At 68.4% G+C, this 23,934-nt stretch carries 23 protein-coding genes; 9 read left to right on the plus strand and 14 right to left on the minus strand.

Going from position 1 to position 23,934, the window contains the following annotated elements; translation table 11 throughout:
• Window positions 1-21 precede the first annotated feature (21 nt).
• The 6 genes from H7K45_RS03805 to H7K45_RS03830 all read left to right on the plus strand — a co-directional run bounded on the left by H7K45_RS03805 (window position 22) and on the right by H7K45_RS03830 (window position 7,295).
• Window positions 22-1,224 carry a DUF885 domain-containing protein gene (locus tag H7K45_RS03805; RefSeq protein ID WP_263994447.1) on the plus strand — a complete coding sequence of 401 codons (1,203 nt, stop codon included), beginning with the start codon at window positions 22-24 and terminating at the stop codon, window positions 1,222-1,224.
• 32 nt (window positions 1,225-1,256) lie between these two features.
• A complete protein-coding gene (locus H7K45_RS03810; protein ID WP_263994448.1) occupies window positions 1,257-2,720 on the plus strand; it encodes a glycine hydroxymethyltransferase in 1,464 nt (487 codons plus the stop codon).
• Window positions 2,721-2,777: 57 nt separating this feature from the next.
• Entirely contained in the window at window positions 2,778-3,605 is an 828-nt protein-coding gene (locus H7K45_RS03815) for an acyl-ACP desaturase (RefSeq protein ID WP_263994449.1), read from the plus strand.
• 201 nt (window positions 3,606-3,806) lie between these two features.
• Complete coding sequence (phoH2, locus tag H7K45_RS03820; RefSeq protein ID WP_263994450.1) at window positions 3,807-5,120, plus strand: RNA 5'-3' helicase PhoH2; 1,314 nt, start codon at window positions 3,807-3,809, stop codon at window positions 5,118-5,120.
• 95 nt (window positions 5,121-5,215) lie between these two features.
• Entirely contained in the window at window positions 5,216-6,091 is an 876-nt protein-coding gene (locus tag H7K45_RS03825; RefSeq protein WP_263994451.1) for a polysaccharide deacetylase family protein, read from the plus strand.
• Window positions 6,092-6,101: 10 nt separating this feature from the next.
• On the plus strand, window positions 6,102-7,295 hold the full coding sequence (locus H7K45_RS03830) for a cation:proton antiporter (RefSeq protein ID WP_263994452.1): 1,194 nt from the start codon (window positions 6,102-6,104) through the stop codon (window positions 7,293-7,295).
• On the opposite strand, the gene H7K45_RS03835 is transcribed toward H7K45_RS03830, so the two are convergent.
• The 3 genes from H7K45_RS03835 to glpX form a co-directional block, all read right to left on the minus strand.
• A complete protein-coding gene (locus H7K45_RS03835; RefSeq protein WP_263994453.1) occupies window positions 7,267-7,779 on the minus strand; it encodes an EspA/EspE family type VII secretion system effector in 513 nt (170 codons plus the stop codon). The two genes, H7K45_RS03830 and H7K45_RS03835, sit on opposite strands and share 29 nt — an antisense overlap.
• Before the next feature lie 74 nt (window positions 7,780-7,853).
• On the minus strand, window positions 7,854-9,269 hold the full coding sequence (locus H7K45_RS03840) for a class II fumarate hydratase (protein WP_263994454.1): 1,416 nt from the start codon (window positions 9,267-9,269) through the stop codon (window positions 7,854-7,856).
• 41 nt (window positions 9,270-9,310) lie between these two features.
• Entirely contained in the window at window positions 9,311-10,363 is a 1,053-nt protein-coding gene (gene glpX, locus H7K45_RS03845; protein WP_263994455.1) for a class II fructose-bisphosphatase, read from the minus strand.
• A gap of 53 nt (window positions 10,364-10,416) precedes the next feature.
• Between glpX and H7K45_RS03850 the strand changes: the two genes are divergently transcribed.
• The gene (locus tag H7K45_RS03850; protein ID WP_263994456.1) at window positions 10,417-11,049 is read left to right on the plus strand and encodes a DUF4245 domain-containing protein; all 633 of its coding nucleotides are present in this window, start codon (window positions 10,417-10,419) and stop codon (window positions 11,047-11,049) included.
• An 11-nt stretch (window positions 11,050-11,060) separates the two neighbouring features.
• The gene (locus H7K45_RS03855; protein ID WP_263994457.1) at window positions 11,061-11,864 is read left to right on the plus strand and encodes a dienelactone hydrolase family protein; all 804 of its coding nucleotides are present in this window, start codon (window positions 11,061-11,063) and stop codon (window positions 11,862-11,864) included.
• A 1-nt stretch (window position 11,865) separates the two neighbouring features.
• Here the strand turns inward: H7K45_RS03855 and H7K45_RS03860 are convergent, their stop codons facing one another.
• From H7K45_RS03860 to H7K45_RS03905, 10 genes are all read right to left on the minus strand, one after another.
• The gene (locus H7K45_RS03860; protein WP_263994729.1) at window positions 11,866-13,074 is read right to left on the minus strand and encodes an AI-2E family transporter; all 1,209 of its coding nucleotides are present in this window, start codon (window positions 13,072-13,074) and stop codon (window positions 11,866-11,868) included.
• Window positions 13,075-13,090: 16 nt separating this feature from the next.
• Window positions 13,091-13,840, minus strand: coding sequence for an SDR family NAD(P)-dependent oxidoreductase (locus tag H7K45_RS03865; protein WP_263994458.1), 750 nt, complete (start codon window positions 13,838-13,840; stop codon window positions 13,091-13,093).
• A complete protein-coding gene (locus tag H7K45_RS03870) occupies window positions 13,837-14,913 on the minus strand; it encodes an NAD-dependent epimerase/dehydratase family protein (protein ID WP_263994459.1) in 1,077 nt (358 codons plus the stop codon). Before H7K45_RS03870 ends, H7K45_RS03865 begins: the two co-directional genes overlap by 4 nt.
• Window positions 14,914-14,992: 79 nt before the next feature.
• On the minus strand, window positions 14,993-15,904 hold the full coding sequence (locus H7K45_RS03875; RefSeq protein WP_372512498.1) for a formylglycine-generating enzyme family protein: 912 nt from the start codon (window positions 15,902-15,904) through the stop codon (window positions 14,993-14,995).
• Between the two features lie 36 nt (window positions 15,905-15,940).
• Complete coding sequence (locus H7K45_RS03880; protein ID WP_263994460.1) at window positions 15,941-16,825, minus strand: HAD family hydrolase; 885 nt, start codon at window positions 16,823-16,825, stop codon at window positions 15,941-15,943.
• A complete protein-coding gene (locus H7K45_RS03885; protein WP_263994461.1) occupies window positions 16,826-18,367 on the minus strand; it encodes an arylsulfatase in 1,542 nt (513 codons plus the stop codon).
• Between the two features lie 84 nt (window positions 18,368-18,451).
• On the minus strand, window positions 18,452-19,534 hold the full coding sequence (locus H7K45_RS03890; protein WP_263994462.1) for a 3-beta-hydroxysteroid dehydrogenase: 1,083 nt from the start codon (window positions 19,532-19,534) through the stop codon (window positions 18,452-18,454).
• A gap of 62 nt (window positions 19,535-19,596) precedes the next feature.
• The gene (locus H7K45_RS03895; RefSeq protein WP_263994463.1) at window positions 19,597-19,809 is read right to left on the minus strand and encodes an exodeoxyribonuclease VII small subunit; all 213 of its coding nucleotides are present in this window, start codon (window positions 19,807-19,809) and stop codon (window positions 19,597-19,599) included.
• Window positions 19,796-20,974, minus strand: a complete 1,179-nt coding sequence (gene xseA / locus H7K45_RS03900; protein ID WP_372512506.1) for an exodeoxyribonuclease VII large subunit — start codon at window positions 20,972-20,974, stop codon at window positions 19,796-19,798. The genes H7K45_RS03895 and xseA overlap by 14 nt, the downstream gene beginning before the upstream one ends.
• 56 nt (window positions 20,975-21,030) lie before the next feature.
• Complete coding sequence (locus tag H7K45_RS03905) at window positions 21,031-21,621, minus strand: lipid droplet-associated protein (RefSeq protein ID WP_263994465.1); 591 nt, start codon at window positions 21,619-21,621, stop codon at window positions 21,031-21,033.
• A gap of 65 nt (window positions 21,622-21,686) precedes the next feature.
• Here H7K45_RS03905 and H7K45_RS03910 point away from each other — a divergent pair, with 65 nt between their 5' ends.
• Complete coding sequence (locus H7K45_RS03910) at window positions 21,687-22,697, plus strand: 4-hydroxy-3-methylbut-2-enyl diphosphate reductase (protein ID WP_263994466.1); 1,011 nt, start codon at window positions 21,687-21,689, stop codon at window positions 22,695-22,697.
• Here the strand turns inward: H7K45_RS03910 and H7K45_RS03915 are convergent.
• Entirely contained in the window at window positions 22,694-23,893 is a 1,200-nt protein-coding gene (locus H7K45_RS03915; RefSeq protein ID WP_263994467.1) for a DUF6542 domain-containing protein, read from the minus strand. The two genes, H7K45_RS03910 and H7K45_RS03915, sit on opposite strands and share 4 nt — an antisense overlap.
• Between the last annotated feature and the right edge of the window lie 41 nt (window positions 23,894-23,934).

Here is a 23,934-nt window from a genome sequence, read left to right on the forward strand (position 1 = left end):
CTTGCATTTACCGTTACAGCCATGGACGCCCCCACCGTCATTCGCGAGTACCTGCTCCTCGGCTTGCGGTTCGACCGCATCGAGGAGGGCTACGTCGACTCCTACACCGGCGACCCCGCACTCAAGGCCGTCGTGGCCGCCGAACCGCCGCCGGATCCCGCCGATCTCGCGCGTCAGGCACAGCGGTTGGCCGCCGAGGTGCCCGGCGCCGACGGCCTCGACGACCAGCGGGCGGCCTACATCGCCGCGCATCTACGCGCGCTGGCCAGCGCGGGCCGGAAGTTCGCCGGTGAGGACATCGGGTTCGTGCAGGAAGTGCACGACTACTTCGACGTGGACATCGCCAAGGGGGATCCCGACGCCTACCGCGAGGCGCATCGCCAGCTCGACGAAGCCGTTGGCGGCACGGGCGACCTCGCCGAGCGCATGCAGAGTTACCGCACCGGCGAGGAGATCCCGCCGGAACGGCTGGAGGAGTGCATCCACGCGTTCTCCAGCGCGCTGCGTGACCGGGTGCGCGTCGACTTCCCACTGCCCGACGCCGAGACCATCAACTACGAGATCGTCACCGACAAGCCGTGGTCGGGCTTCAACTACTACGAGGGCGACTACCGCTCCACGGTCGCGGTGAACGCCGACCTCAAACAGCAGATGTCGGGGCTGCCGCGTCTCGTCGCCCACGAGTCCTATCCCGGGCACCACACCGAGCACTGCCGCAAAGAAGCCGGTCTCGTCGAGGGGCAGGGTCAGACCGAGCAGACCATCTTCCTGGTCAACACCCCGCAATGCCTGATGGCCGAGGGGCTCGCCGACCTGGCTCTGTATGCGGCGGTCGGACCGGAGTGGGGGGCCTGGGCGACCGAGATCTACGCCGACCTCGGATTGCGCTTCGACGGTGAGCGGGCGGTGGCGATAGCGAACGCTGGGCTGCTACTCGCCGATGTCCGGCAGGACGCGGCGCTGATGCTGCACGACGAGCACCGCGACGTCGACGACGTGGTCGCCTTCCTGCAACGCTGGCAGCTGACCAGCGAGACGAGGGCCCGCCAGTCGCTTCGCTTCCTGTCCTCCCCGCTGTGGCGCGCCTACACCAGCACCTACGTGGAGGGGTACCGACTACTGCGCGGGTGGCTCGACGCCCGGCCCGCGGAGGTCACGCTGACCGAGCGGTTCGGTCGGCTGCTCGACGAGCCGTTGGTGCCGTCGGCGCTGCGGGCGGTCTAGGTAGGGGCGGACCAGGCCACTAAGCTGGTCCCATGACCGCTGAGCCCGTGACCACGTCTTCATCTGCGCAGGGCGCCGAGTACGCCGAGACCGCAAGCACCGCCTACGCGGCCGCTCTGAAGGTCATCGAGTCCGTCGAACCGCGCATCGCCGCGGCGACGCGCCAGGAGCTCGCCGACCAACGCGACTCGCTCAAGCTCATCGCCAGCGAGAACTACGCCTCACCCGCGGTGCTGCTGACCATGGGCACCTGGTTCTCCGACAAGTACGCAGAGGGCACCATCGGCCACCGCTTCTACGCGGCATGCCAGAACGTCGACACCGTGGAGGCCCTGGCCGCCGAGCACGCCCGTGAGCTGTTCGGCGCGCCGTACGCCTACGCGCAGCCGCACTCCGGCATCGACGCCAACCTGGTGGCGTTCTGGTCGATCCTGGCCACCCGCATCGAGGCACCCGAGCTGGCGGAGCTGGGCGCCAAGAACGTCAACGACCTGTCCGAGGCGGACTGGGAGAAGCTGCGCGCCAAGCTTGGCAACCAGCGCCTGATGGGCATGTCGCTGGACACCGGCGGACACCTCACACACGGCTTCCGGCCCAACATCTCCGGCAAGATGTTCCACCAGCGCAGCTACGGCACCGATCCGGAGACCGGTCTGCTGGACTACTCCGCGATCGCGGCGGCGGCGCGGGAGTTCAAGCCGCTGGTGCTGGTGGCGGGGTACTCGGCCTACCCGCGCCGGGTCAACTTCGCCAAGATGCGCGAGATCGCCGACGAGGTCGGCGCCACCTTCATGGTCGACATGGCTCACTTCGCGGGCCTGGTGGCCGGCAAGGTGTTCACCGGTGACGAGGACCCGGTGCCGCACGCCCACGTCACCACGACGACGACGCACAAGTCCCTGCGCGGCCCGCGCGGTGGTCTGGTGCTGGCCACCGAGGAGTACTCCGCAGCCGTCGACAAGGGCTGCCCCATGGTGCTCGGCGGCCCCCTGTCGCACGTGATGGCCGCCAAGGCCGTCGCGTTCGCCGAGGCTCGGCAACCGTCGTTCCAGGAGTACGCCCAGCGCATCGCCGACAACGCCAAGGCACTGGCCGACGGCTTCCTCACGCGCGGCGCCCGCCTGGTCACCGGAGGCACCGACAACCACATCGTGCTGCTCGACGTCACCTCGTTCGGTCTGACGGGTCGCCAGGCCGAGTCGGCGCTGCTCGACGCCGGCGTCGTCACCAACCGCAACTCGATTCCGGCCGACCCGAACGGGGCTTGGTACACCAGCGGCATCCGCTTCGGCACGCCGGCGTTGACGACCCGCGGCTTCGGTCCCGACGACTTCGACCGGGTCGCCGAACTCGTCGTCGAGGTGCTGAAGAACACCCAGCCCGACGGGTCGTCGAAGGCGAAGTACGTCTTGGGCGACGGGGTGGCGGCGCGAGTGCGCAGTGCGTCGGCCGAGTTGCTGGCCGCGAACCCGCTGTACCCCGGGCTCGAGCTCTAGGAGACACGCCGTCAGCCAATTTCGGGGAACGTGTGTCCACGGGTTACAGTTAGTTTCATGGCAGTCAAGCCCGTAGCCAACGCGTTGACCCTCGAACTCGAGCCCGTCGTCGAGGAGAACCTCGCGCGCCACGTCGCCACCGAGGAGATGTGGTACGCCCACGACTTCGTCCCCTTCGACAAGGGTGAGAACTTCGCGTTCCTCGGCGGCACGGATTGGGACGAGTCGTCGGTGACCCTGCCCAAGCCGGTGACCGACGCGCTGGAGATCTTGCTCATCGTCAAGGACAACCTGGCCGGGTATCACCGCGAACTCGTCGAGCACTTCATCCTCGACGAGAAGTGGGGCCGCTGGCTGGGCCGCTGGACCGCCGAAGAGCACCTGCACGCCGTCGCGCTGCGCAATTACCTGGTGGTCACGCGCGAGATCGATCCCACCGCCAACGAAGACGTGCGCGTCGCACACGTGATGAAGGGTTACCGGGCCAACCACTTCAGCCAAATCGAGACGCTCGTCTTCATGTCCTTCTTCGAGCGGGCCCACGCGGTGTTCAGCCGCAATCTGCAGGCGCAGATCACCGAGCCCATCCTGGCGTCGATGATCGGCCGCATCGCGAAGGACGAGTCGCGCCACGAGGAGTTCTTCGCCAACCTGGTCGCCCACTGCCTGACCACTCAGCGCGAGGAGACGATCGCCGCGATCGCCAGCCGCGCCGCGGAGTTCGAGACCATCGGCGCCGACATCGACGCCTACGCCGACAAGGTCCGCGTCGTCGCCGACGCCGGCATCTTCGACGACGCAGCGCGCCGCCAGGTGCTGTCGGATCGCATCGAGGCGTGGGGTGTCGCCGACGCCCCCGAGCTCGCGGAATTCGTCGCCAAATAGTTAACCGCGTGGTCACACTTGGGCCACGGCGCGCCTGCGGGGCGCAATCCTCGGCACGGGAGTAGCGTCGGCTTCGATGGCCGACATGCTCTGCTGTCCGGGCGGTACCCGTCGTTTCGACGAAGGGACCGGCCCCGGTCCTGGTACCGCGGTATCCACCGAGGGAGTTCGTGCGGTGCCGCACGGGCCTAGGAGCGCCACGTGACTGATTTGGCCGTTCGGACTTATGTGCTCGACACCTCAGTGCTGCTGTCCGATCCCTGGGCATGCAGTCGGTTCGCCGAGCACGAAGTCGTCGTCCCCCTCGTCGTCATCAGCGAGTTGGAGGACAAGAGGCACCACCACGAGCTGGGCTGGTTCGCGCGACAGGCCCTGCGGATGTTCGACGACCTTCGACTCGAACACGGGCGCTTGGATCAACCGATTCCCATTGGCACACAGGGCGGTACGCTCCAGATCGAGCTGAACCACAGCGATCCGTCGGTGCTGCCGCTGGGCTTTCGCACCGGCACCAACGACGCCCGGATCCTGACCTGCGCGGCGAACCTGGCCGCCGAGGGCAAGCTGGTCACCCTCGTCAGCAAGGACATCCCGCTGCGCGTGAAGGCCGGTGCGGTCGGTCTGCCCGCCGACGAGTACCGCGCCCAGGACGTCGTCGCATCGGGTTGGACCGGCATGGCCGAGGTCGACGTGGCAGCCGACGAGATCGACGTGCTGTTCGCCGACGGTGAGGTCGACCTCGAAGAGGCCCGAAACCTGCCCTGCCACACCGGTGTTCGGCTATTGAGCGGCAACTCCTCCGCGCTCGGCCGGGTGAACGCCGAGAAGCGGGTACAGCTGGTCCGCGGCGATCGGGAGGTGTTCGGCCTCCGGGGAAGGTCAGCCGAACAGCGCGTCGCCCTGGATCTGCTCCTCGACGAGTCGGTCGGCATCGTGTCCCTCGGTGGCAAGGCGGGCACCGGAAAGTCGGCGCTGGCACTGTGCGCCGGTCTCGAGGCCGTGCTGGAACGCCGCACTCACCGCAAGGTCGTGGTCTTCCGGCCGCTGTACGCCGTCGGCGGGCAGGATCTCGGCTACCTGCCGGGTAGCGAGAGCGAGAAGATGGGCCCGTGGGCGCAGGCCGTCTTCGACACCCTGGAGGGGCTCGCCAGCCCGGCGGTCCTCGACGAGGTGCACGCCCGCGGCATGCTCGAAGTGCTGCCGCTGACCCACATTCGCGGTCGCTCGCTGCACGACTCCTTCGTCATCGTCGACGAGGCGCAGTCGCTGGAGCGCAACGTGCTGCTGACCGTGCTGTCCCGGCTGGGTGCCGGCTCGCGGGTGGTGCTCACCCACGACGTCGCCCAGCGCGACAACCTGCGGGTGGGCCGTCACGACGGCGTCGCTGCCGTCATCGAGAAGCTCAAGGGACACCCGCTGTTCGCCCACATCACGCTGCTGCGCAGTGAGCGGTCGCCGATCGCCGCGCTGGTGACCGAGATGCTGGAGGAGTTCAGCCCCGGCGCCCTTCCCTGATCTAGCCATCGAGTGTGCTGTGGGATCGCAGATCGACGCGACTCAGCGATCCCACAGCACACGCGACGGTCAGGGAGGGTCGGTAAGGTGTGCTGGTGCGAAAGCGCCCTGAAAAGCCGGCCTGGGCCTACTGGCGGACCGTCATCGGCGTGTGCGCAGGCGTGGCCATCGTCGTCGTCGGCAGCTGGACCGGACACGTCGCCAAGGCAGACGAGGTCGACTGCGCGCAGTACAAGTGCATCGCGCTGACCTTCGACGACGGCCCGAGCCCCTACACCGACCGCTTGCTGCAGGTGCTCAAGGACAACGACGCCAAGGCCACGTTCTTCGAGATCGGCAACAAGGTCGCGGCCAACCCCGAGGGCGCCAAGCGCGTCGTCGAGGCGGGGATGGAACTCGGGCAGCACACTTGGGAGCACCCCAACATGACCACCATTCCGCCGGAGGACATCCCGGCCCAGTTCAGCAAGGCCAGCGACGCGATCGAGGCGGCGACGGGTCAGCGGCCCAAGCTGGTGCGCACCGCGGGCGGGTTGATCGACGACCAGGTGCTGGCCGAGGCCAAGAAGCAAGGCCTCGCCGACATCAACTGGGACGTCATTCCGTTCGACTGGGCCAACGACGGAAACACCGCCGCGACGCGCTACATGCTGATGAGCCAGATCAAGCCGAATTCGGTGGTGCTCTTCCACGACACCTACTCGTCGACTGTCGACCTGGTGCAGCAGTTCCTCCCCGTGCTCAAGGCCAACGGCTACCACATGGTGACTGTCACGCAGATGATCGGCGAGCGCGAGCCCGGCAGCACCTACGGCAGCCGCGACAACGGCCCGCCCGTCAACGGTCTGGTCGACATCCCGCCGGGGGAGATCCCGTCGCTGCCCGACACGCCGTCGCCGCCACCGATGCCCAACATCCCCATCACCGACATCCCGGGCGCCAACTCGGGCGGTTCCAACAACGGGGCGTGACGGCCCCGCAATGACGTCGGAGACCGCGCTCGTCCTGACCTCGCTGGTGCTCGCGTACGCGGTCGTCTCGGGACTGGTCAAGCAGTGGTACCTGGCGCCGGCGCTGATCTTCGGCCTGTGCGGAATGGCGTTGGGGCCCTTCGGTTTCGCGGTGCTCGACAGCGGTCCGGACACCTCGACGTTCGCGGTGCTGGCTCAGCTGGCCCTGACGGTGATCCTGTTCAACCAGGCCGCCGAGCTCGACCTGTCGGCGGTCGTCGGACGCCGCGAGGTCACGTTCCGGCTGCTGGTGATCGGCATCCCGCTGGCCATCGCACTCGGCGTCGGCACGGCGCTGCTGCTGTTCCCGGTGATGCCGACGTGGGAGGCGGTGTGCCTGGCGGCGATCGTCGCGCCGACGGAGGTCGCGCTGATCGACGCCCTCCTGGAGGACGACCGCGTCCCCGTGCGCATCCGCCACGCCCTGTCGACCGAGAGCGGTTTCTACGACGGCTTCGCCCTGGCTGCCCTTCTCGCTGCGGTGGCATTCGCCTCGGAGCGGAACACGTCCGACGTGCACTGGGGCTTCTTCCTGCTACGCACCGAAGTGCTGTCGGTCGTCGTCGGTCTCCTCGTCGGGGCCGCCGGCGGGTGGGTGATCGGCCGGTCGCGCCAGCGCGGCTGGATGAGCGACGTGTGGGCGCAGCTCGCGACATTGGCCGTGGCGCTGGTCTGCTTCCAGATCGGTGAGATGCTGCACGGCAGCGGTTTCGTCGCGGCATTCGCCGGCGGCCTGACATTCGCCCATTCGGCGCGCCGTGCCGGCTCGCGGCCCGAGACGCAGGTGTCCGACGCCGCCGGACAACTCCTCGAGTTGACCGTCTTCGCGTTGTTCGGTGGCTACGCGGTGATCGTGGGATGGCGCGACACGAGCTGGCAGGTCGTGGTGTTCGCGATCGTGGCGCTCTTCGGCGTGCGTCTCGTCGCGGTGTGTCTGGCGCTGCTGCGCAGTGACGTACCGGTGCGAGAGCGGGTGTTCATCGGCTGGTTCGGTCCGCGCGGTATCGGCACGGTGGTGCTGGGCCTGATCGTTCTCGAGCGCGGCAGCATCGAGCAGGAGTCACTCATCGTCGAGGTGGTCGCGGTGACCGTGTCCTTGAGCGTCCTCGTGCACAGCCTGACGGCGTGGCCCGGGATCAAGGCACTGCTGGGGAACTCGCGCTGAGCGCTCGGTACTCCTCGCCGAGGTCGACGATGCGGCGGGCGATGGCGCTCGCCTCGTCGTGCACACGCCGGATGACGCGACCGATGTCGTCGAACCCGCGGCGCACCGTGTGCATCAGCAGCTGATCGCCACGCGCGGTCGACGGCAGGGCCGAGGCGACGGCGTGGACCGACGCGCGCACCGCGTCGAGATCGCGGCGGCCCTCGACGACTACGGCAGCCGAGCGGGCGATCTCGTCGGCGAGCCGCCGGTCGAGGCTCGACAGGTGGTCGAACACCTTTGCCTGGGCGTCGTTGAGGATGGTGTAGCCGTCGGCACCCGGACCGGTCCACCCGTCACGCGGCCCTGCGGCGGACACGACCTCGCCCATCTCGCCGAGCCGCCGACTGGAGTCCTCGAACTCGAGCCCGTCACGGGGAGCGCCCTCACCGAAGGTCGCCACTGCCGCAGACCACGTCGCGTCGAACGCGTCGACCAGCCCCATCCGCCGTCCCCTTCAGCCCAGTGACCACTCGATGCGAGTTTAGGGCCGAGGCGGGTGGCGCCTGCGCGGCAAAATCAGTCGCCCTGCTTGACCTTCGCCATCTTGAGGACGTCGAGGCGCTTGTCGAGTTCCTCCTCGGACAGCTTGTCGCCGATCAGGCCGCGGTCGATCACCGTTTGCCGAATCGTCTTGCGCTCCTTGAGCGCTTCCTTGGCGACCTTCGCCGCCTCCTCGTAGCCGATCGCCGAATTCAGCGGCGTCACGATCGACGGGGACGACTCGGCGAGCTCACGCAGGTGCTCCTCGTTGGCGACGAGGCCGTCGATGCATCGCTCCGCGAACAGCCGCGACACGTTGGACAGCAGCGTGAACGACTCGAGGACGTTGCGCGCCATCATCGGGATGTACACGTTGAGTTCGAAGGCTCCCGACAGGCCGCCGACGGTGACGGCGGCGTCGTTGCCGATCACCTGAGCGGCCACCTGCGTAACGGCCTCGGGCAGAACGGGATTGACCTTGCCTGGCATGATCGAGCTGCCGGGCTGAAGATCGGGCAGCTGAAGTTCGCCGAGGCCGGTGAGCGGCCCCGACCCCATCCAGCGGACGTCGTTGGCGATCTTGGTCAGCGACACGGCGATCGTCTTCAGCGCGCCCGACGCCTCGACCAGCCCGTCGCGAGCTGCCTGGGCCTCGAACGAGTCAGCGGCGGTGCGCAATTCGGCGATGCCCGTCTGGTCGACCAGGACGTCGACGACCTTGGCGCCGAATCCGTCGGGCGCGTTGAGGCCGGTGCCGACGGCCGTGCCGCCGATGGCCAGTTCACCGAGCCGGGGGAGTGTGGCCTTCACCCGTTCGATTCCGGCCTCGACCTGGCGGGCATACCCGCCGAATTCCTGGCCCAGCGTCACCGGCACGGCGTCCATCAGGTGGGTGCGACCGGACTTCACCACGGTGCGCCACTGCCTGGCCTTGGCCGTCAGCGACTCGTGCAGGACCTCCAGCGACGGAATCAGGTGTCGCACGGCGGCTTCGGTCGCCGCGATGTGCGTCGCGGTGGGGAAGGTGTCGTTGGAGCTCTGCGACATGTTGACGTGATCGTTGGGGTGGACCTCGACGCCATTGGCCTTCGCAATCGAGGCGATGACCTCGTTGGCGTTCATGTTGGAGCTGGTGCCCGACCCGGTCTGGAAGACGTCGATGGGGAACTGGTCGTCGTGTCTGCCGTCGGCGATCTCGGCGGCCGCGGCGATGATCGCGTCGGCCTTCTCGGCGTCGAGGAGCCCGAGGTCCTTGTTGACCTGCGCGCAGGCGCCCTTGAGCAGGCCGAGGGCGCGAATCTGGGTGCGCTCCAAGGGCCGGAACGAGATCGGGAAGTTCTCCACCGCACGTTGCGTCTGAGCGCGCCACAGCGCGCTCTTGGGCACCCGGACTTCGCCCATGGTGTCGTGTTCGATGCGGTACTCGGTCTCGACTGCGCTGTCGGCGGACATCTGCTCCCTGATTCGGTTGGTGGTGGGGTGTGAGAGGCGTTCTACGGCAAGGGATATGCGGCGGACGTGTCGCCGGTGAAGTCGACCGCTGAGTATTCGTTGAGCTTCGTCAGCCGGTGGTAGGCCTCGATCATCCGGACCGTGCCGGACTTGGAGCGCATGACGATCGACTGGGTGGTACAACCGCCGCCCGAGTACCGGACGCCCTGGAGCAGATCGCCGTCGGTGACGCCGGTGGCGGAGAAGAAGACGTTTTCGCCGGAGACGAGGTCCTCGGTGAACAGCACCCGGTCCAGATCGTGGCCTGCGTCGACGGCCTTCTGCCGCTCGGCGTCGTCGGTCGGAGCGAGGACGGCCTGGATCGCGCCGCCCATGCAGCGGATGGCGGCCGCCGTGATGATGCCCTCGGGCGTGCCGCCGATACCCGCGAGCAGGTCGGTGCCCGAATTGGGCCGGCACGCGGAGATGGCGCCCGCGACGTCGCCGTCGTTGATGAGGCGGATGCGTGCGCCGGCCTCGCGGACGTCGTTGATGAGCTGGGCGTGGCGAGGCCGGTCGAGCACGCAGACCGTGAGGTCGGCGACGCTGGACTTCTTGGCCTTGGCCACCTTGCGGATGTTCTCGCCGATCGGCGCGGTGATGTCGATGACGTCGACCGCGTCAGGGCCGACGGCGATCTTGTTCATGTAGAACACCGCGGACGGGTCGAACATCGCGCCGCGCTCGGCGACGGCGAGCACCGAGATCGCGTTGGGCATGCCCTTGGCCATCAGGGTGGTGCCGTCGACCGGGTCGACGGCGAAGTCGCAGTCTGGTCCGTCGCCGTTGCCGACTTCCTCGCCGTTGTAGAGCATCGGCGCGTTGTCCTTCTCGCCCTCGCCGATGACCACGACGCCGCGCATGGACACCGAGTTCACCAGCTCCCGCATGGCGTCGACGGCGGCTCCGTCGCCGCCCTCCTTGTCGCCCCTGCCGACCCAGCGGCCCGCGGCCATGGCGCCTGCCTCCGTGACCCGAACCAGTTCGAGGGCGAGGTTGCGATCGGGGGCCTCGCGTCGCGACCTCGGGGCGCCTGGGGCATCGGTAGATGTCATGACCAGATTCTTTCATTAGCGGTTCCCGCTTGGGGAGCTGGGATACTGGCAGTGTGACCACACCCCAGGCGGCTCCGGAGCCGAAGCCAGCGAAGTCACGGCTCCTGCAGGACGGCCGCGACATGTTCTGGTCGATGGCGCCGCTCGTCCTGATCTGCATCCTGTTGGCCGGGGTGCTCGGAATGTGCTCGTTTGCGCCCAACGGCCCAGGTCAGGGTCCCGTGATGCCCTACGACACCGCCGCGGCGCTCAACGCGGACGCGCAGACCTTGAAGATTCCGATTCGCTTGCCCCGACTGCCGGACGGATGGAACGCCAACTCGGGTTCGCGGGCCAGCATCGACGGGGGCCGCACCGAGAACGGACGACCGGCGCGTGCGGTCATCTCGCGGACGGGTTTCCTGGCGCCGACGGGGATGTTCATCAGCCTCATCCAGAGCGACGCCGACGAACCAAGCCTGGTGCGGTGGATCGACGCCGACGTGGTGCCCACCGGGACGCAGGAGGTCGACGGGGTGAGGTGGATCGTCTACGAGGGCGGCGACGAGTCCCGTCCGGTGTGGACCACGCGGTTGACGGGGCCCACCGGCCCGGCGCAAATCGCGGTAACGGGACCTGCAGGTACCGACGAGTACCGTACGCTGGCGGCGGCCACGCAGTCGCAGCCACCGCTGCCCACCGTCTAGGAGCGCCCCCGATGCCAGGACCGGAAGCAGACCTCACCGGTTGGACCGCCGAACCCTTCACCGCCGAGGGCTTCACCTACGACGTCTACCGCAAGGGCGAGGGCTTCGGCGTCGTGCTCATACCCGAGATGCCCGGCCTGCACCCCGGTGTGCTGGCGCTGGGAAACCATCTGGTGGACAACGGGTTCACCGTCGCCGCGCCGTCGCTCTACGGCACCCCGGGAGCGCCGGGCATCAGGCCTGGCGCGGTGCCGGTGATGGTGAAGGGCTGTGTGGCCAAGGAATTCGCGGCGTTCGCCACCAACGCCGACCGGCCCGTCGCCCACTACCTGCGAGCGCTGGCCCGCGACCTCAACGCGCGGACGCCGGGCAAGGGCGTCGGCGTCATCGGTGAATGCTGGAGCGGGGGGTTCGCGCTGGCCGCGGCGGTCGACGACAGCGTGTTGGCGCCCGTCCTGAGTCAGCCGTCGCTGCCAATCGGGTTGACGGCCAAGCAGAAGGCGGACCCCGGGCTGTCGGAGGCCGAGCTGAAGATCGTCGAACGCCGCGTCGCCGAGGAGGGCCTGTGCGCCCTCGCGCTGCGCTTCAGCGAGGATCCCATGTCGCCCGCCGCGCGCTTCAGCACTCTCAAGGCCCGCCTCGGCGACGCCTTCGAGGTCATCGAGATCGACTCGAAGAAGGGCAACGAGCACGGCTTCGGCCGGATGGCGCACTCGGTGCTGACGCTCGAGGTGCGCGAGGTCGACGGTCACCCGGCCTATGAGGCGCGCAAGAGGGTCGTCGCGTTCTTGAAGGAGCGGCTGGCCGCGGCGTAGGTCAGGAGGCGGGAGGCGGCGTGACCGCCGCCTGAGCATCCCGCCGTCGCCGATCGCGGTGGCTCCACATGCGGGCGCGCGCCCTGTCGACGAGCCGCGCGACGGGGCCGGGCTCGTCGTCCCGGTCGTCGTCCTCGTGGTCGTCGACGGGGATGCCCTTGAACACCGCGAGGTAGACGCCGACCGTGGTGACGATGACGATCATCAGCACCGGCCCGATCACGATGCCGAGGAAGCCGAACATCGTGATGCCCGCGAACACGGCCAGCAACATCAGCGCGGAGTCGAGGCGCGCCGCGCGGGGGACCAGGATCGGTCGTAACACGTTGTCGATGTTGGTCACCACGATCAGGTGCCACGCAATGACGAAGATGCCGCCAAAGACGTTGCCGTACAGAATCATTCCGATGCCGAACGGGATGCTGAGGACGCCGCCACCGAGCGGGATCACCGACAGCCCGCTCAGCAGGATCGCGAAGATGAAGAAGCCGTCGTGGAAGCCACCGAGGTAGATCGACACCGCACCGGCCAGGCCCTGGGCGAGCGCGATGACGAACTGCCCGAAGACGGTGCCGCGCACCATGGCACCCATCTTCTCCAGGTACAGGTCGGTGACGTCCTCGCCGAGTGGATTGAGCTTGCGGATCAGCATCTGGACGTTCTCGCGGTTGGAGAGCAACGAGATGAACACGTACACGAACAGCACGGCGGCGGTCAGCACTCCGGCCAGGCTGCCCACGGCACCCTGCACCGCCCCGAGGGCGTACTCGCCCGCGCTTTGGGCGACGGTGCTCATCTTCTCCTGCAGCAGTTGCGGTGTCACCTGTACGTCGCCGAGGAACGGGATCTTGTCGATCGCGTCGTTGGTCCACCTCAGCGCGTGTTCGCCGAGGGAGTTGAGGTCGGTCCGCGACACCCAATCCGAGACGCTGCGCACCATGGCGCTGATCTGCACGACGGCCAGCAAGATGAGCAGGCCCACCGGGACGATCACCGCGAAGATCGCCGCCAACAGGGTGAACGTCACCGACAGGCCGCGGTTGAACCGACGCAGGAACCAGTCGAACAGCGGGTTGAACAGATACGCCGCGACCGCCGCCACGACGACGAGGATGAAGTAGCCGCGCAGGAAGTAGGCGCCGAAGGCCAGGGCCACGACGACCGCGACGGCCAGCGCGCGCTTCTGGGTCTCGGTGAACTCCGTCTGCATCGCCACGGCGACGAGCCTACGGCGCGGCGAGTTTCGCGACGTGTCCGAGAATGTCGGGGTAGCGCTTGAGGTGGGCGCCGCCGTTGAGGTCCAGAACCTCGCCGGTGAGCCACGGCGCCTTGGTCAGGTACACCACGGCCTCGGCCACGTCCTCCGGGGTGCCCGCCCGGCCAAGCGGTGTGTTCTCGACGTACTCCTCGACGACGCCGGGCACCAACGCCGCGCCCGCGGTGAGCGGGGTGTTCACGAAACCCGGTGCGACGGCGTTGACCCGGATACCACGCGGGGCGAGCTCGAGCGCGGCGACCTGCGTGAGCATCGACAGGCCAGCCTTGGCCGAGCAATAGGCACTCATGCCGACCGCCGGTTGACGGGCGTTCAGCGACGAGATCGACACCAGCGAACCGCCGTCGACGAGATGGCGGCCCGCGTACTTGGCGACGATGAACGCTCCCGTCAGGCACACGTCGACGACTGAGCGAAACTGCTCGACCGGCAGGTCGACGATCGGCCCGAGGGTGGAGAAGCCTGCGCAACTGACCACCGCGTGACAGGTGCCGACGGTCTCGAACAGCGCGGCGACGGAGGCTTCGTCGGCGACGTCGACGAACAGTCCGAGGTGTGGGTCGCCCAGTTCGGCCGCTCGGGTGCCGGCGGCGTCACCGTCGAGGTCGGCGACGACGACCCGGTATCCGTCGGCGGCCAGCGCCCGCGCCGACGCCCAGCCGATGCCCGACGCCCCGCCGGCGACGATCGCGTTCTTCATCGCTCCAGTTCCTCGACCACGTCGGGTCGAGGGTCGGCCCACTTCGTCGCGATCGCTCCCCACGGATCGGCGTAGGGCTCGGTGCGACCGTAGTACCCCGCGCGGCGCGTGAAGACGGCCTTCGTCAGAGGTGCGGCGACACGGAGCAGGTGGCGGGTCGCGCCCGCCTTGTTGGCGGTCTCGATGAGCATCTCGGGCCACGAATGGTGCTGGTACTTCAGCACTTGCTGCGCCCGGGTGGTGTCCATCCAGTCGGTGTTGAACCAATCGGCGTCGCTGGCCGGGTCACCCTTGAGCCCGGTGGGAAGCCCCCCGACCAGTCCCATCGCCGCCGCCATGGCGGGTGCCACGTCACCCTGGACGAGGCGGTGGCTGTCGTCGCCCCCGATGAGCAAGGTCTCGCCGACGGCGGCGGCCGTGGTGGCGGTCGCGAACGCGCGGGCCACGTCGCGGACGTCGACCGTCTGGATCCGTCCGTCGACGGGCAGCAGGCCCTCGAAGTAGAGGTTGTCCAGCTTCATGTAGGCGGCGGGGTCGACGGTCAGCACCCCGCCGAGACGCAGGATGACCCAGTCCAAGGTCGACGCCCGGACCAGTGCCTCGGCGGCCACCTTGTGGGCGCCGTAGACGTCGGCCGGGTTCAGTGCAGTGTCGGCGGTCAAGGGGTCGGGGTGGGTGTGCGGGTTGCGCGCGCCGTAGACCGCGACGCTGGAGGCGAGTACGAACCGCGGTGGTGTGGGCAGCTTCTGCGCGGCGGTCACCAGCGACCCGGTCGCGTCGACGTTCACCTTCTTGGCCAGGATCCTACGGGTGTAGATGAACGGCGGGATGATCGCGGCGAGGTGGATGACGGCCGCCGGCGCGACGCTGGCCAGGAGTGCCTCGGCCGCAGCGGGATCGGTCAGGTCGGCGTACTGCACCTCGACGCCGGGCGGGAGCTTCTCGGCGGCCTTGCGGTTGGCGGGGACGTCGAGATCGGTGGCCACCACACGTCGGCCGTCGGCGGCGAGCCGCTTGACCGTCGAAGATCCCACCAGCCCGAAGGCCCCCGTCACCAGTACGGCGTCCGTCATGCAACTCCCTCGTCGACTGGAACGTGTTGCAGGCATCATTGCCTAGACCGGCGGTTCCCACCAGAGCATCCGGGTGACGTCACGGTGTCCGGATGCATCGGAACCCGATGTGGCTCATCCCGGTGTCGACGGTCTGCGGGCGACGTGCCGCGGGACGGTATCGCAGGCAGTATGCGTCCGCGCACAGGAACGACCCACCCTTGACGACCTTTCGCCCGCGTGCGAACTGCGGCTGTGCCGGGTCGTAACTGTCTGCTGCACAGCAAGATTCGACGTCGGCGATGTCCGACCACCAGTCGGTGGTCCATTCCCAGGCGTTGCCCGCCATGTCGAAGAGGCCGTGCCCGTTGGGCGCGAAGCTGCCAACGGGGAGGGTGGTCCCGTAGCCGGTGTCGGGCAGGTAGGGAAACTCGCCGTGCCAGTAGTTGGCGAGCCGCTGGCCGGGCCGTTCCGGCTCGTCACCCCAGGTGTAGGTCGCGCCGACCAGTCCGCCGCGGGCGGCGACTTCCCACTGCGCCTCGGTCGGCAGGCTGAGGTGCGCCCAGTCGGCGTAGGCGGCGGCGTCCTCGAAGGCGACGTGGACGACGGGGTGCCGCTCGCGTCCGCGCGTCGTCGACCGCGGTCCGCGTGGGTGGTTCCAGGACGCGCCCGGCGTCCAGGTCCACCACTGGCTCAGATGACGAAGGTCGACCGGGCCGGGGGTGCGGTGAAAGACCATCGACCCGGGGTGCAGGTTCTCCGGCGGAGCACCCGGATAGTCGTCGGGGTCGAGGGGCCGCTCGGCCACGGTGCGGTAGCCGGTGGCGTCCACGAACGTGGCGAATTCGGCGTTCGTCACCTGGTGGGTCTGCATCCAGAAACCGTCGACGGTCACCTGGCGGACGGGTGCCTCCTCGGCATAGTGGGCGTCGGAGCCCAGCGTGGCGGTCTGCGGCGGGATCCACGCCATGCCGTCGCTCCCCGTCATCGAGTGTGCTGGGAGATCGGGCATCGGGTCACTTTCGCGATCTGTGCGCACACGCGATGGTCAGCCGGAGCCAAAGACCGTCCTCCAATCGTCACGCATGCTCACCACGGTCCAGTCGCTCGCCGCGGCGTGCTGCAGCGCCCTCTCCGCCCCGGTGGCGTACTCGAATTCGCGGGCGGCGTCGTCGTGGCGGACGAGCAGCCGGAGGCCGCGGGTGAACTCCAGCATCTCGACGTCACCGTTGGAGTTCCCCGCCGCCAGGATGGGGCGTCGCCCGATCCGGCTCCACAACCGCACGGGCTTCATCGGTCCGTCGTCGAGGAATTCCGGTTCGGCGGTGATGAAGACGTCGGCGTCCCGGTACGTCAGACCCACCGAACTGCCGACCACCCGTTCCGGGGGGATCCCGTACATCTGCCACGTGACGGGACGCATGAAGTCGCGTCCTCCGCCGGAGACGACGTAGTTGGCGAAGCCGTTGTCCGCCAGGTAGCGCAGCAATTCCACCATCGGGGTGTATCCGCACGACGTGTAGGGCCGCCCCAGCGTCGGATGCGTGGCCTCGGCGAAGAAGGCCTTGACCCGGCTGGCGTGCTCGTCGACGGTGATCGCGTGATGTGCCGAAAGGACTTCTGCCAGAAGCAGTTTGAAGTCGACGTCGTCACCCTGGTAGTGCTTGGTGACGGCGTCGCCGAACCACGTCAGGTCACCCGTGTAGGCGGCCCGGTACGGCTGCTTCTCCCGCAAGGCCGGGTCGTCGTCGGCCTGTTCCTTGAAGCGGCGCAGCAGGAAGTCGAGTTGCACGTACATCGGCTTCTCGCACCACAGCGTGCCGTCGTTGTCGAAGACCGCGACGCGTTCCTCGGGTGGGACGTTGGTCGCCGCCCAGTCGACGAAGTCCACGATCGCCGACTTGGTGGGCCCGTCATGCCAGGATCGCAGCATCTAATCGGAGGCCAGGAATTCGTCGAGCTTCTTGACGATCTGATCGATGCTGAAGCTGGCCGGTGGGTGGCGGGGCGGAAACTCCTTGAAGGTGTCGAGGAACATCGACGCCATCGCCGTGGCGTAGATGACGAAGAAGTCGCGGCGAAGGAACCACTCGTAGTAGGTGTTCGACGTGATGTCGGCGTACTCGAACGGGTCGGTGCGCAGGTTGAACAGCTTGGGCACCCGAAGTTCGGTGAACGGCTCGGACCACGTTCGCAGCGTGCCCGGCGCCCGCTGCTCGGCGAACACTATCTTCCAATTCTCGAAGCGCATGCCGACCAGTTGCGCGTCGTCGTTGAAGTAGAAGAAGCCGCGCCGCGGGCTGTTCTCGACCTCGCCCATCAGGTACGGCAGCAGGTTGAAACCGTCGACGTGGACCTTGTACTCCGTCTCGCCGATGCGGTACCCCTTCTTCAGCTTCTCGCTGACGTCGGGATCGCCCGCCGCAGCAAGCAGCGTCGGCAGCCAGTCGTGGTGCTGGATGATGTCATTGGAGATGCTGCCCGCCCTGATCCTTCCGGGCCAACGGATCATCTCCGGCACCCGGTAGGCACCCTCCCAGTTGGTGTTCTTCTCGCTGCGGAACGGCGTGGTGCCGGCATCTGGCCAGCTGTTGCGGTGTGGCCCGTTGTCCGTGGAGTAGATGACGATGGTGTCGTCGGCGATCCCGAGGTCGTCGAGTGCGTCGAGCACCGTGCCCACGTTGCGGTCGTGGTCGATCATCGCGTCGTGATACTCCGACTGCCACAGCCCGGCCTGGCCTTTGCTGCCCGGCTTCAGGTGGGTGTAGAGGTGCATGTGGGTGAAGTTGCACCACACGAAGAACGGCGTGTCCGCCTCGTGCTGCCGGGCGATGTATTCGACCGTGCGGTCGGCGATGTCGTCGTCGATGGTCTCCATGCGCTTGGCGGTCAGCGGACCGGTGTCGGTGATGGTCTGCTTGCCGACGGGCCCGAACTTCTCGTCGTCGGGCTCGGTGGAGTCCTCGGGTAGGGCCTTGCAGTCGAGGACGCCGCGCGGCAGCGCCAACTCGTAGAGCCGCGGGAACATGTCCTTGTGTGGGTAGTCGGCCTGCTCGGGTTCCTCCTCGGCGTTGAGGTGGTAGAGGTTGCCGTAGAACTCGTCGAACCCGTGCACCGTCGGCAGGTATTTGTTGAGGTCGCCGAAGTGGTTCTTGCCGAACTGTCCACATGCGTAGCCGAGCGGCTTGAGCAGCTCCGCGATCGTAGGATCCTCGGCGGCCCAACCGATGTCGACGCCGGGGACGCCGACCTTGCTCATTCCGGTGCGGTACACGCTCTGGCCACTGATGAAGGCCGCCCGACCGGCGGTGCAGCTTTGCTCACCGTAGGAGTCGGTGAACCGCATGCCCTCATTGGCGATCCGGTCGATGTTGGGCGTGCGGTAGCCCATCATGCCGTCGCTGTAGCAGCTCAGGTTGGAGATGCCGATGTCGTCACCCCAGATGACGAGGATGTTCGGTTTGCCGCCGGGCATGATGGGACTCCCTCGCTCGATCCGAACGGTGCGAGGGAGACGCTAGGCGGGCAGGGGCGCCCTGTCAGCGGTTGCGTCAAATATTCACGCGGGAGTCGGGACGGGTGACCCGGCGCCCTTCAGTTGTGCGTAGAGGTCGACGTAGTACGGCAGGCAGTCGGCCATGGCGGCCTCGGTGGTGTACAGCGGCCGGTACCCGAGGTCGCGCTCGGCCTTGGCCGTAGAGAAGTAGTTGTCGAGGTAGACACGCTCTACCGCAAGGGGTTCCAGCAGCGGGCGGGGGAGTCCGAGGCGGAAGTGCAGCCACTGCCATGCCGACATGACCGCGTGGACCAGCCGTCCTGACACCCGCAGGCGCGGCCAGCGGTGCCCGCACGCCTCGATCACGGGCCGCGAGAACTCGAACATGTTGACCGGTTCGCCGTCGTTGACGAAGTAGGCCTGCCCGGGGGCGGAGCCGCCGGGCACCAGGTGTTGGGCGGCGAGGATGAAGCCGTGAATCAGGTTGTGCACGTACGAATTGTCGAGCTTGACGTCCTTGCTGCCGACGAGCACCTTGACGTGGCCGGCGAGGACGCTCTCGAACAGCTTGCGGAACATGGTCTGATCGCCACGACCCCAGATGCCGCTGGGGCGGATGCTACAGGTGAGCATGCCTCCGACGCCGTTGGCGCCGAGCACGAATTGCTCGGCGACGACCTTGGTCTCGGTGTACAAGTCGGCGAATCGCGTCGTGTAGGGCAAGGTTTCGTCACCGTTGGTGATGGCTTGACCGCCCATCACCACGCTGTTGGAGGCGGTGTAGACGAATCGCTTGACACCCGCGGTTTGCGCGGCGTGCACGAGGTTCTTGGTGCCGCCGACGTTGACGGCGAAGCTGCGTTCGCGGGCCGGGGCCGAGCCGCCGCCCATCAGGTCGATGATCGCGGCCGTGTGGATCACGGTGTCGACGCCGTCCACGGCCCTGGCCACGTCGTCGGCGTCGGTGATGTCGCCGACGACGGTCTCGAGCCCGGCGCGCGCGGGCAGCGGTGAGGGCGCGCGGTCGAAGGAGCGCACCGCGTGGCCGCGGTCGAGCAGCTCGGTGACCAGGTTGGTGCCGACGAAACCGGAGCCGCCGGTGACGAGCACGCGGCCGAGACTAGTGGTCAGAGATGAGTCACCCATGCGACGAGACTAACTGAAACGTGTTCCAGTTTCGAGTCTCGAGGCGGGTGGAAGTGCTGGGGTCAGGCCTCGGCGTCGTCCCGGGAGGCCAGCGCCCGCTCGACCTTCTCGCGCGCTCCGGCGAGGTGCTCTTCACACCGTTTGGCCAGCTCCTCGCCCCTTTCCCACAGCTTGAGCGACGCATCGAGGTCGAGACCGCCCTCCTCGAGTTGGCGCACCACCTCGATGAGTTCATCACGGGACTGCTCGTAGCCGAGCTGACTAATGGGCTTCATCGATTCCCTCACTCACCGTGGTCAACGCGCCGTCGGCGACGCGAATGCGAAGTCGGGTGCCCGCCGGTGCGTCGGTGGTGGACCGCAATATCGAGGGGGAGTCCGACGCGATCTGGACGACCGCGTACCCGCGGGCCAGGGTGGCTGCCGGCCCCAGCGTGGCCAGGCGAGCCGACAGGTGGCCGACGTGGCGGGACTCCGCTTCGATCAACCGTGCGATGTCGCGGCGCGCCGTCGACCGGGCCCGGTGAACTTCGTCGACGCGGGCGTTGAGCACCGCGAGCGGCTGGGCCAGCACGGGGCGGCTGCGGAGCTGGTCCAGTGTGCGTTGCTCGCGGTGGACCCAGCTGCGCAGCGCCCTGGCGCTGCGCTCGCGCAGGTCGGCCACCCGCGCCTGCTCGGCTGCGGCATCGGGCACCACCCGCTTCGCGGCGTCGGTGGGTGTGGCGGCGCGGACGTCGGCGACCAGGTCGCACAGCGGATTGTCGGGTTCGTGTCCGATGGCGGTCACCACCGGTGTCGTGCACTTGGCGATCTCGCGGCACAGCGTCTCGTCGGAGAACGGAAGCAGGTCCTCGACACTGCCGCCACCGCGGGCCAGCACGATGACGTCGACGTCCGCGTCGGCGTCGAGATCGCGCAGCGCCTCGACGATCTGGGGTACCGCGCTTGGACCCTGGACGATGGTGTTCCGCAGGGCGAAGCGCACGGCGGGCCATCGCGCCTGCGCCACCGACACGACGTCCTTCTCGGCCGCCGACGCGCGGCCGGTGATGAGGCCGATCGTGGTGGGCAAGAACGGGATTGGCCGCTTCAGGCGCGCATCGAAGAGGCCCTCGGCGTCGAGCAACTGGCGGAGCCGCTCGATGCGGGCGAGCAGCTCCCCGATGCCGACCGCGCGAATCTGGTTGACGCGCAACGAGAACGATCCCCGCCCGACGAAGAAGTTGGGCCTGCCGTGCATGATGACCTGGGTGCCCTCGGTCAGCTTGACCGGTGCGTTGAACACCAGGTCGCGCGGGCAGGTGATCTGCAATGACATGTCCGCGGCCGGATCGCGCAGGGTGATGTAGGCCGTCGAGGAGTTGGGGCGCACGTTGAGCTGGGCGATCTGTCCCTCGACCCACACCGTGCCGAGCCGGTCGATCCAATCCTTGACCATCATCGCGACCGAGCGGACCGGCCACGGATTCTCGGCGGACTTGCCCTGGGCGGTGTCTGTCACGACTTGGCGGACGCCCGGGTGATCCTGTTGGCCAGCAGCGTCTGGAACGGCGCGCGCGCCTTCGTCCCCTCCTCGAACGCGAGCAGCGCCTCGAGGTCGGCGACCTTGAGCGAAGGCAGCCGGGCCCGAAGCTGGGCCAGCGTCAGGGATTCGTAGTCCAGCTCGGCCACCACGCCGTCGGCCGGGGCGGCGGGCTTGGGCGCCTTCGGCGCGGGGGCGGGCGCGGGCTCACGCGACTCGGGTTCTCCGGTGCTGTAGAGGGCGAACCTGCCCTCGGTCAGCCGCTCGCCGTTGCGGGCCGTCTCGTCGCCAGCCTGGTCGGGGCCCTCGGCCGACTCGTCGTCGTCCTCGTCGAACGTGGCCCACTCCGGTTGCTCGTCCTTGGGCGGGAACAGGTGCTCGAGTGTCTCGTCACCCCGGTTCACCAGGTCGGCGACGTCTTGCTGCATCTTCATCACCAGTTGCGCGAACTGGCTGACGATCGTCATCGGGTAGGTGATGACGGTCTGCGGCAGCCTGCGAGTTTCCTCCAGCGCGGTCACCGCGGCGCCGACCAGCAGACGGACTCCGTACGGGGCAGTAGCCATGGGTGCAAGAGTACGGGCGCGCGCACAGGTGGTGCCGGTAGGCCGACGGTAAGTACCCTGGACCCATGCCGGAGACGATCAACATGGGTATGCCGGGCGCGACCCTTTCCGTCGTCGCGCCGGTGGAGGGCAAGCGGGTCCTGCTGGCCGAGCCCCGCGGATACTGCGCTGGCGTCGACCGCGCGGTCGAGACCGTCGAGCGGGCGTTGGAGAAGCACGGCGCTCCCGTGTACGTCCGTCACGAGATCGTCCACAACCGCTACGTCGTGGAGACCCTGGCCAAGGCCGGGGCGGTGTTCGTCGAGCGCACCGACGAGGTGCCCGAGGGTGCCATCGTGGTGTTCTCCGCCCACGGCGTCGCGCCGACGGTGCACGTCGAGGCCGCCGAGCGGAACCTGACGACCATCGACGCGACCTGCCCGCTGGTGACCAAGGTGCACAACGAGGCCAAGCGGTTCGCGCGCGACGACTACGACATCCTGCTCGTCGGCCACGAGGGCCACGAAGAGGTCGTCGGCACTGCTGGCGAGGCCCCCGACCACGTGCAGGTCGTCGACAACCCGGACGCGGTCGACGCGGTCACCGTCCGGGACCCGAACAAGGTGATCTGGCTGTCGCAGACGACGCTGAGCGTCGACGAGACCATGGAGACGGTGCGCCGGCTGCGGGAGAAGTTCCCGACGCTGCAGGACCCGCCCAGCGACGACATCTGCTACGCCACCCAGAACCGTCAGGTCGCGGTGAAGGTGATGGCGCCGGAGTGTGAGCTGGTGATCGTCGTCGGTTCGCGCAACTCGTCGAACTCGGTGCGCCTGGTCGAGGTGGCCCTCGGCGCCGGGGCCGGGGCGGCCTACCTGGTCGACTACGCCGAGGACATCGACCCGTCCTGGCTCGACGGGGTTACCACGGTCGGCGTGACCTCCGGTGCGTCCGTGCCCGAGGTGCTGGTGCGGGGCGTGCTCGAGCGTCTGGCCGAGCACGGGTACGGCACGGTGCAGCCGGTGACGACCGCCAACGAGACGCTGGTCTTCACGCTGCCCAAGGCGATCCGCGCCAAGCGCAGCACCTCGAACTAAGCGTCGTACTCCCACGAGTCGGGTGCCGAATGGCGTGGCCGACGCGGTCGGGTGCGGTGTTCGGTGCGTGAGTCCTCGTCCTCGGATCCGCGGTAGCGCACCCTCGAGATCGGATGGTGCGTGCCGGTGCCCGCGCTGCTCCGAGTGACCGGTGGCTCGTAGGGCTCATAGGGCTCGTAGTCAGTCGAGCGGGGGCGTCGACGTTCCGGACGCTCGAAGGATTCGGGCCGTTCTCGACGCTGCGGACGCTCGCGGCGGTCACGGTCGGGACGTTCGCGGTCGGGACGTTCCCGGTCGGGACGGTCGCGGTCCGCCGAGCTGGCTCGGCGTTCCACCGGGGGCCGGGGTCGCCGTTCGCGGGGCTCGCGCGCCTCGCGCGGTTCACGGGTACGCGCCTCGGTGCTGCGGGGCCGCCGGCGCGGTTCGGCAGGGGAATCCTCCGGCGCGGTGCTGCGCCGACGCGGCCGATCGAGCACGGGCTCGATGATCTCGGTCTCGGCCGGTCCCGAGGCGCGTGGACGCCGTGGACGCCGTTCGCCAGCTGCGCTCGGCCTCTCCGACCCGGTGCTCGACGTCCGCGCGCGCCGTGGCCGCGGGGCGTCGTCCTCGATCGGTTCCAACGGATCTGCCGTGCCGCGGGCCGCCCTGGCGCTGGTGCTTCGAGCGCTGCGGCGGGGCTTGGCGGCCAACTCGTCGGCGGCGGCCGCGACGTCGTCCAGCGGCTCCGCGGCCTGTTCGCCGTCCTTGGGCAACGCCCTTGTGGCCAGGGTCCCCAAATACCAGCGGACCAGACCGACGACGAGCACCGTCGCGGAGGTGAAGAACATCAGCGGGAAGCGCTCGATCAGCGGGTACCCACAGTTGATCAGGGTGTCCTTGATGCCGGTGAACGTGCTGCCGTGGAACACGAAGTACGCCGAGGGCACGGCGACGAACAGGATGAGCGGGGGCTGGATGACTGCGGTGAAGATGCCCGATTGGCGCACGGCGAGGACGGCGGCCAGGCAGCCAAGGACGTAACACGCGGCGAAGGCGCCACCGAGCGCGCTGTTGGTGTCGCCGGCGTCGAACACGACACCGATCGTCGTGAGGGCGACTGCCACGAGCGCGGCTCCCCACCAGGGGATTCCGGGGACATGGGGCAGCGCCGATCGATGGTCGACGGCCACCGCCGACCGTCCGCGCAGTCCTGACACACGTCGACCGTACCGGCAATACCGACCAGTGCACTGCCAGC

The sequence above is a fragment of the Mycobacterium yunnanensis genome (genome assembly GCF_025823185.1).
Classification (GTDB): domain Bacteria; phylum Actinomycetota; class Actinomycetes; order Mycobacteriales; family Mycobacteriaceae; genus Mycobacterium; species Mycobacterium yunnanensis.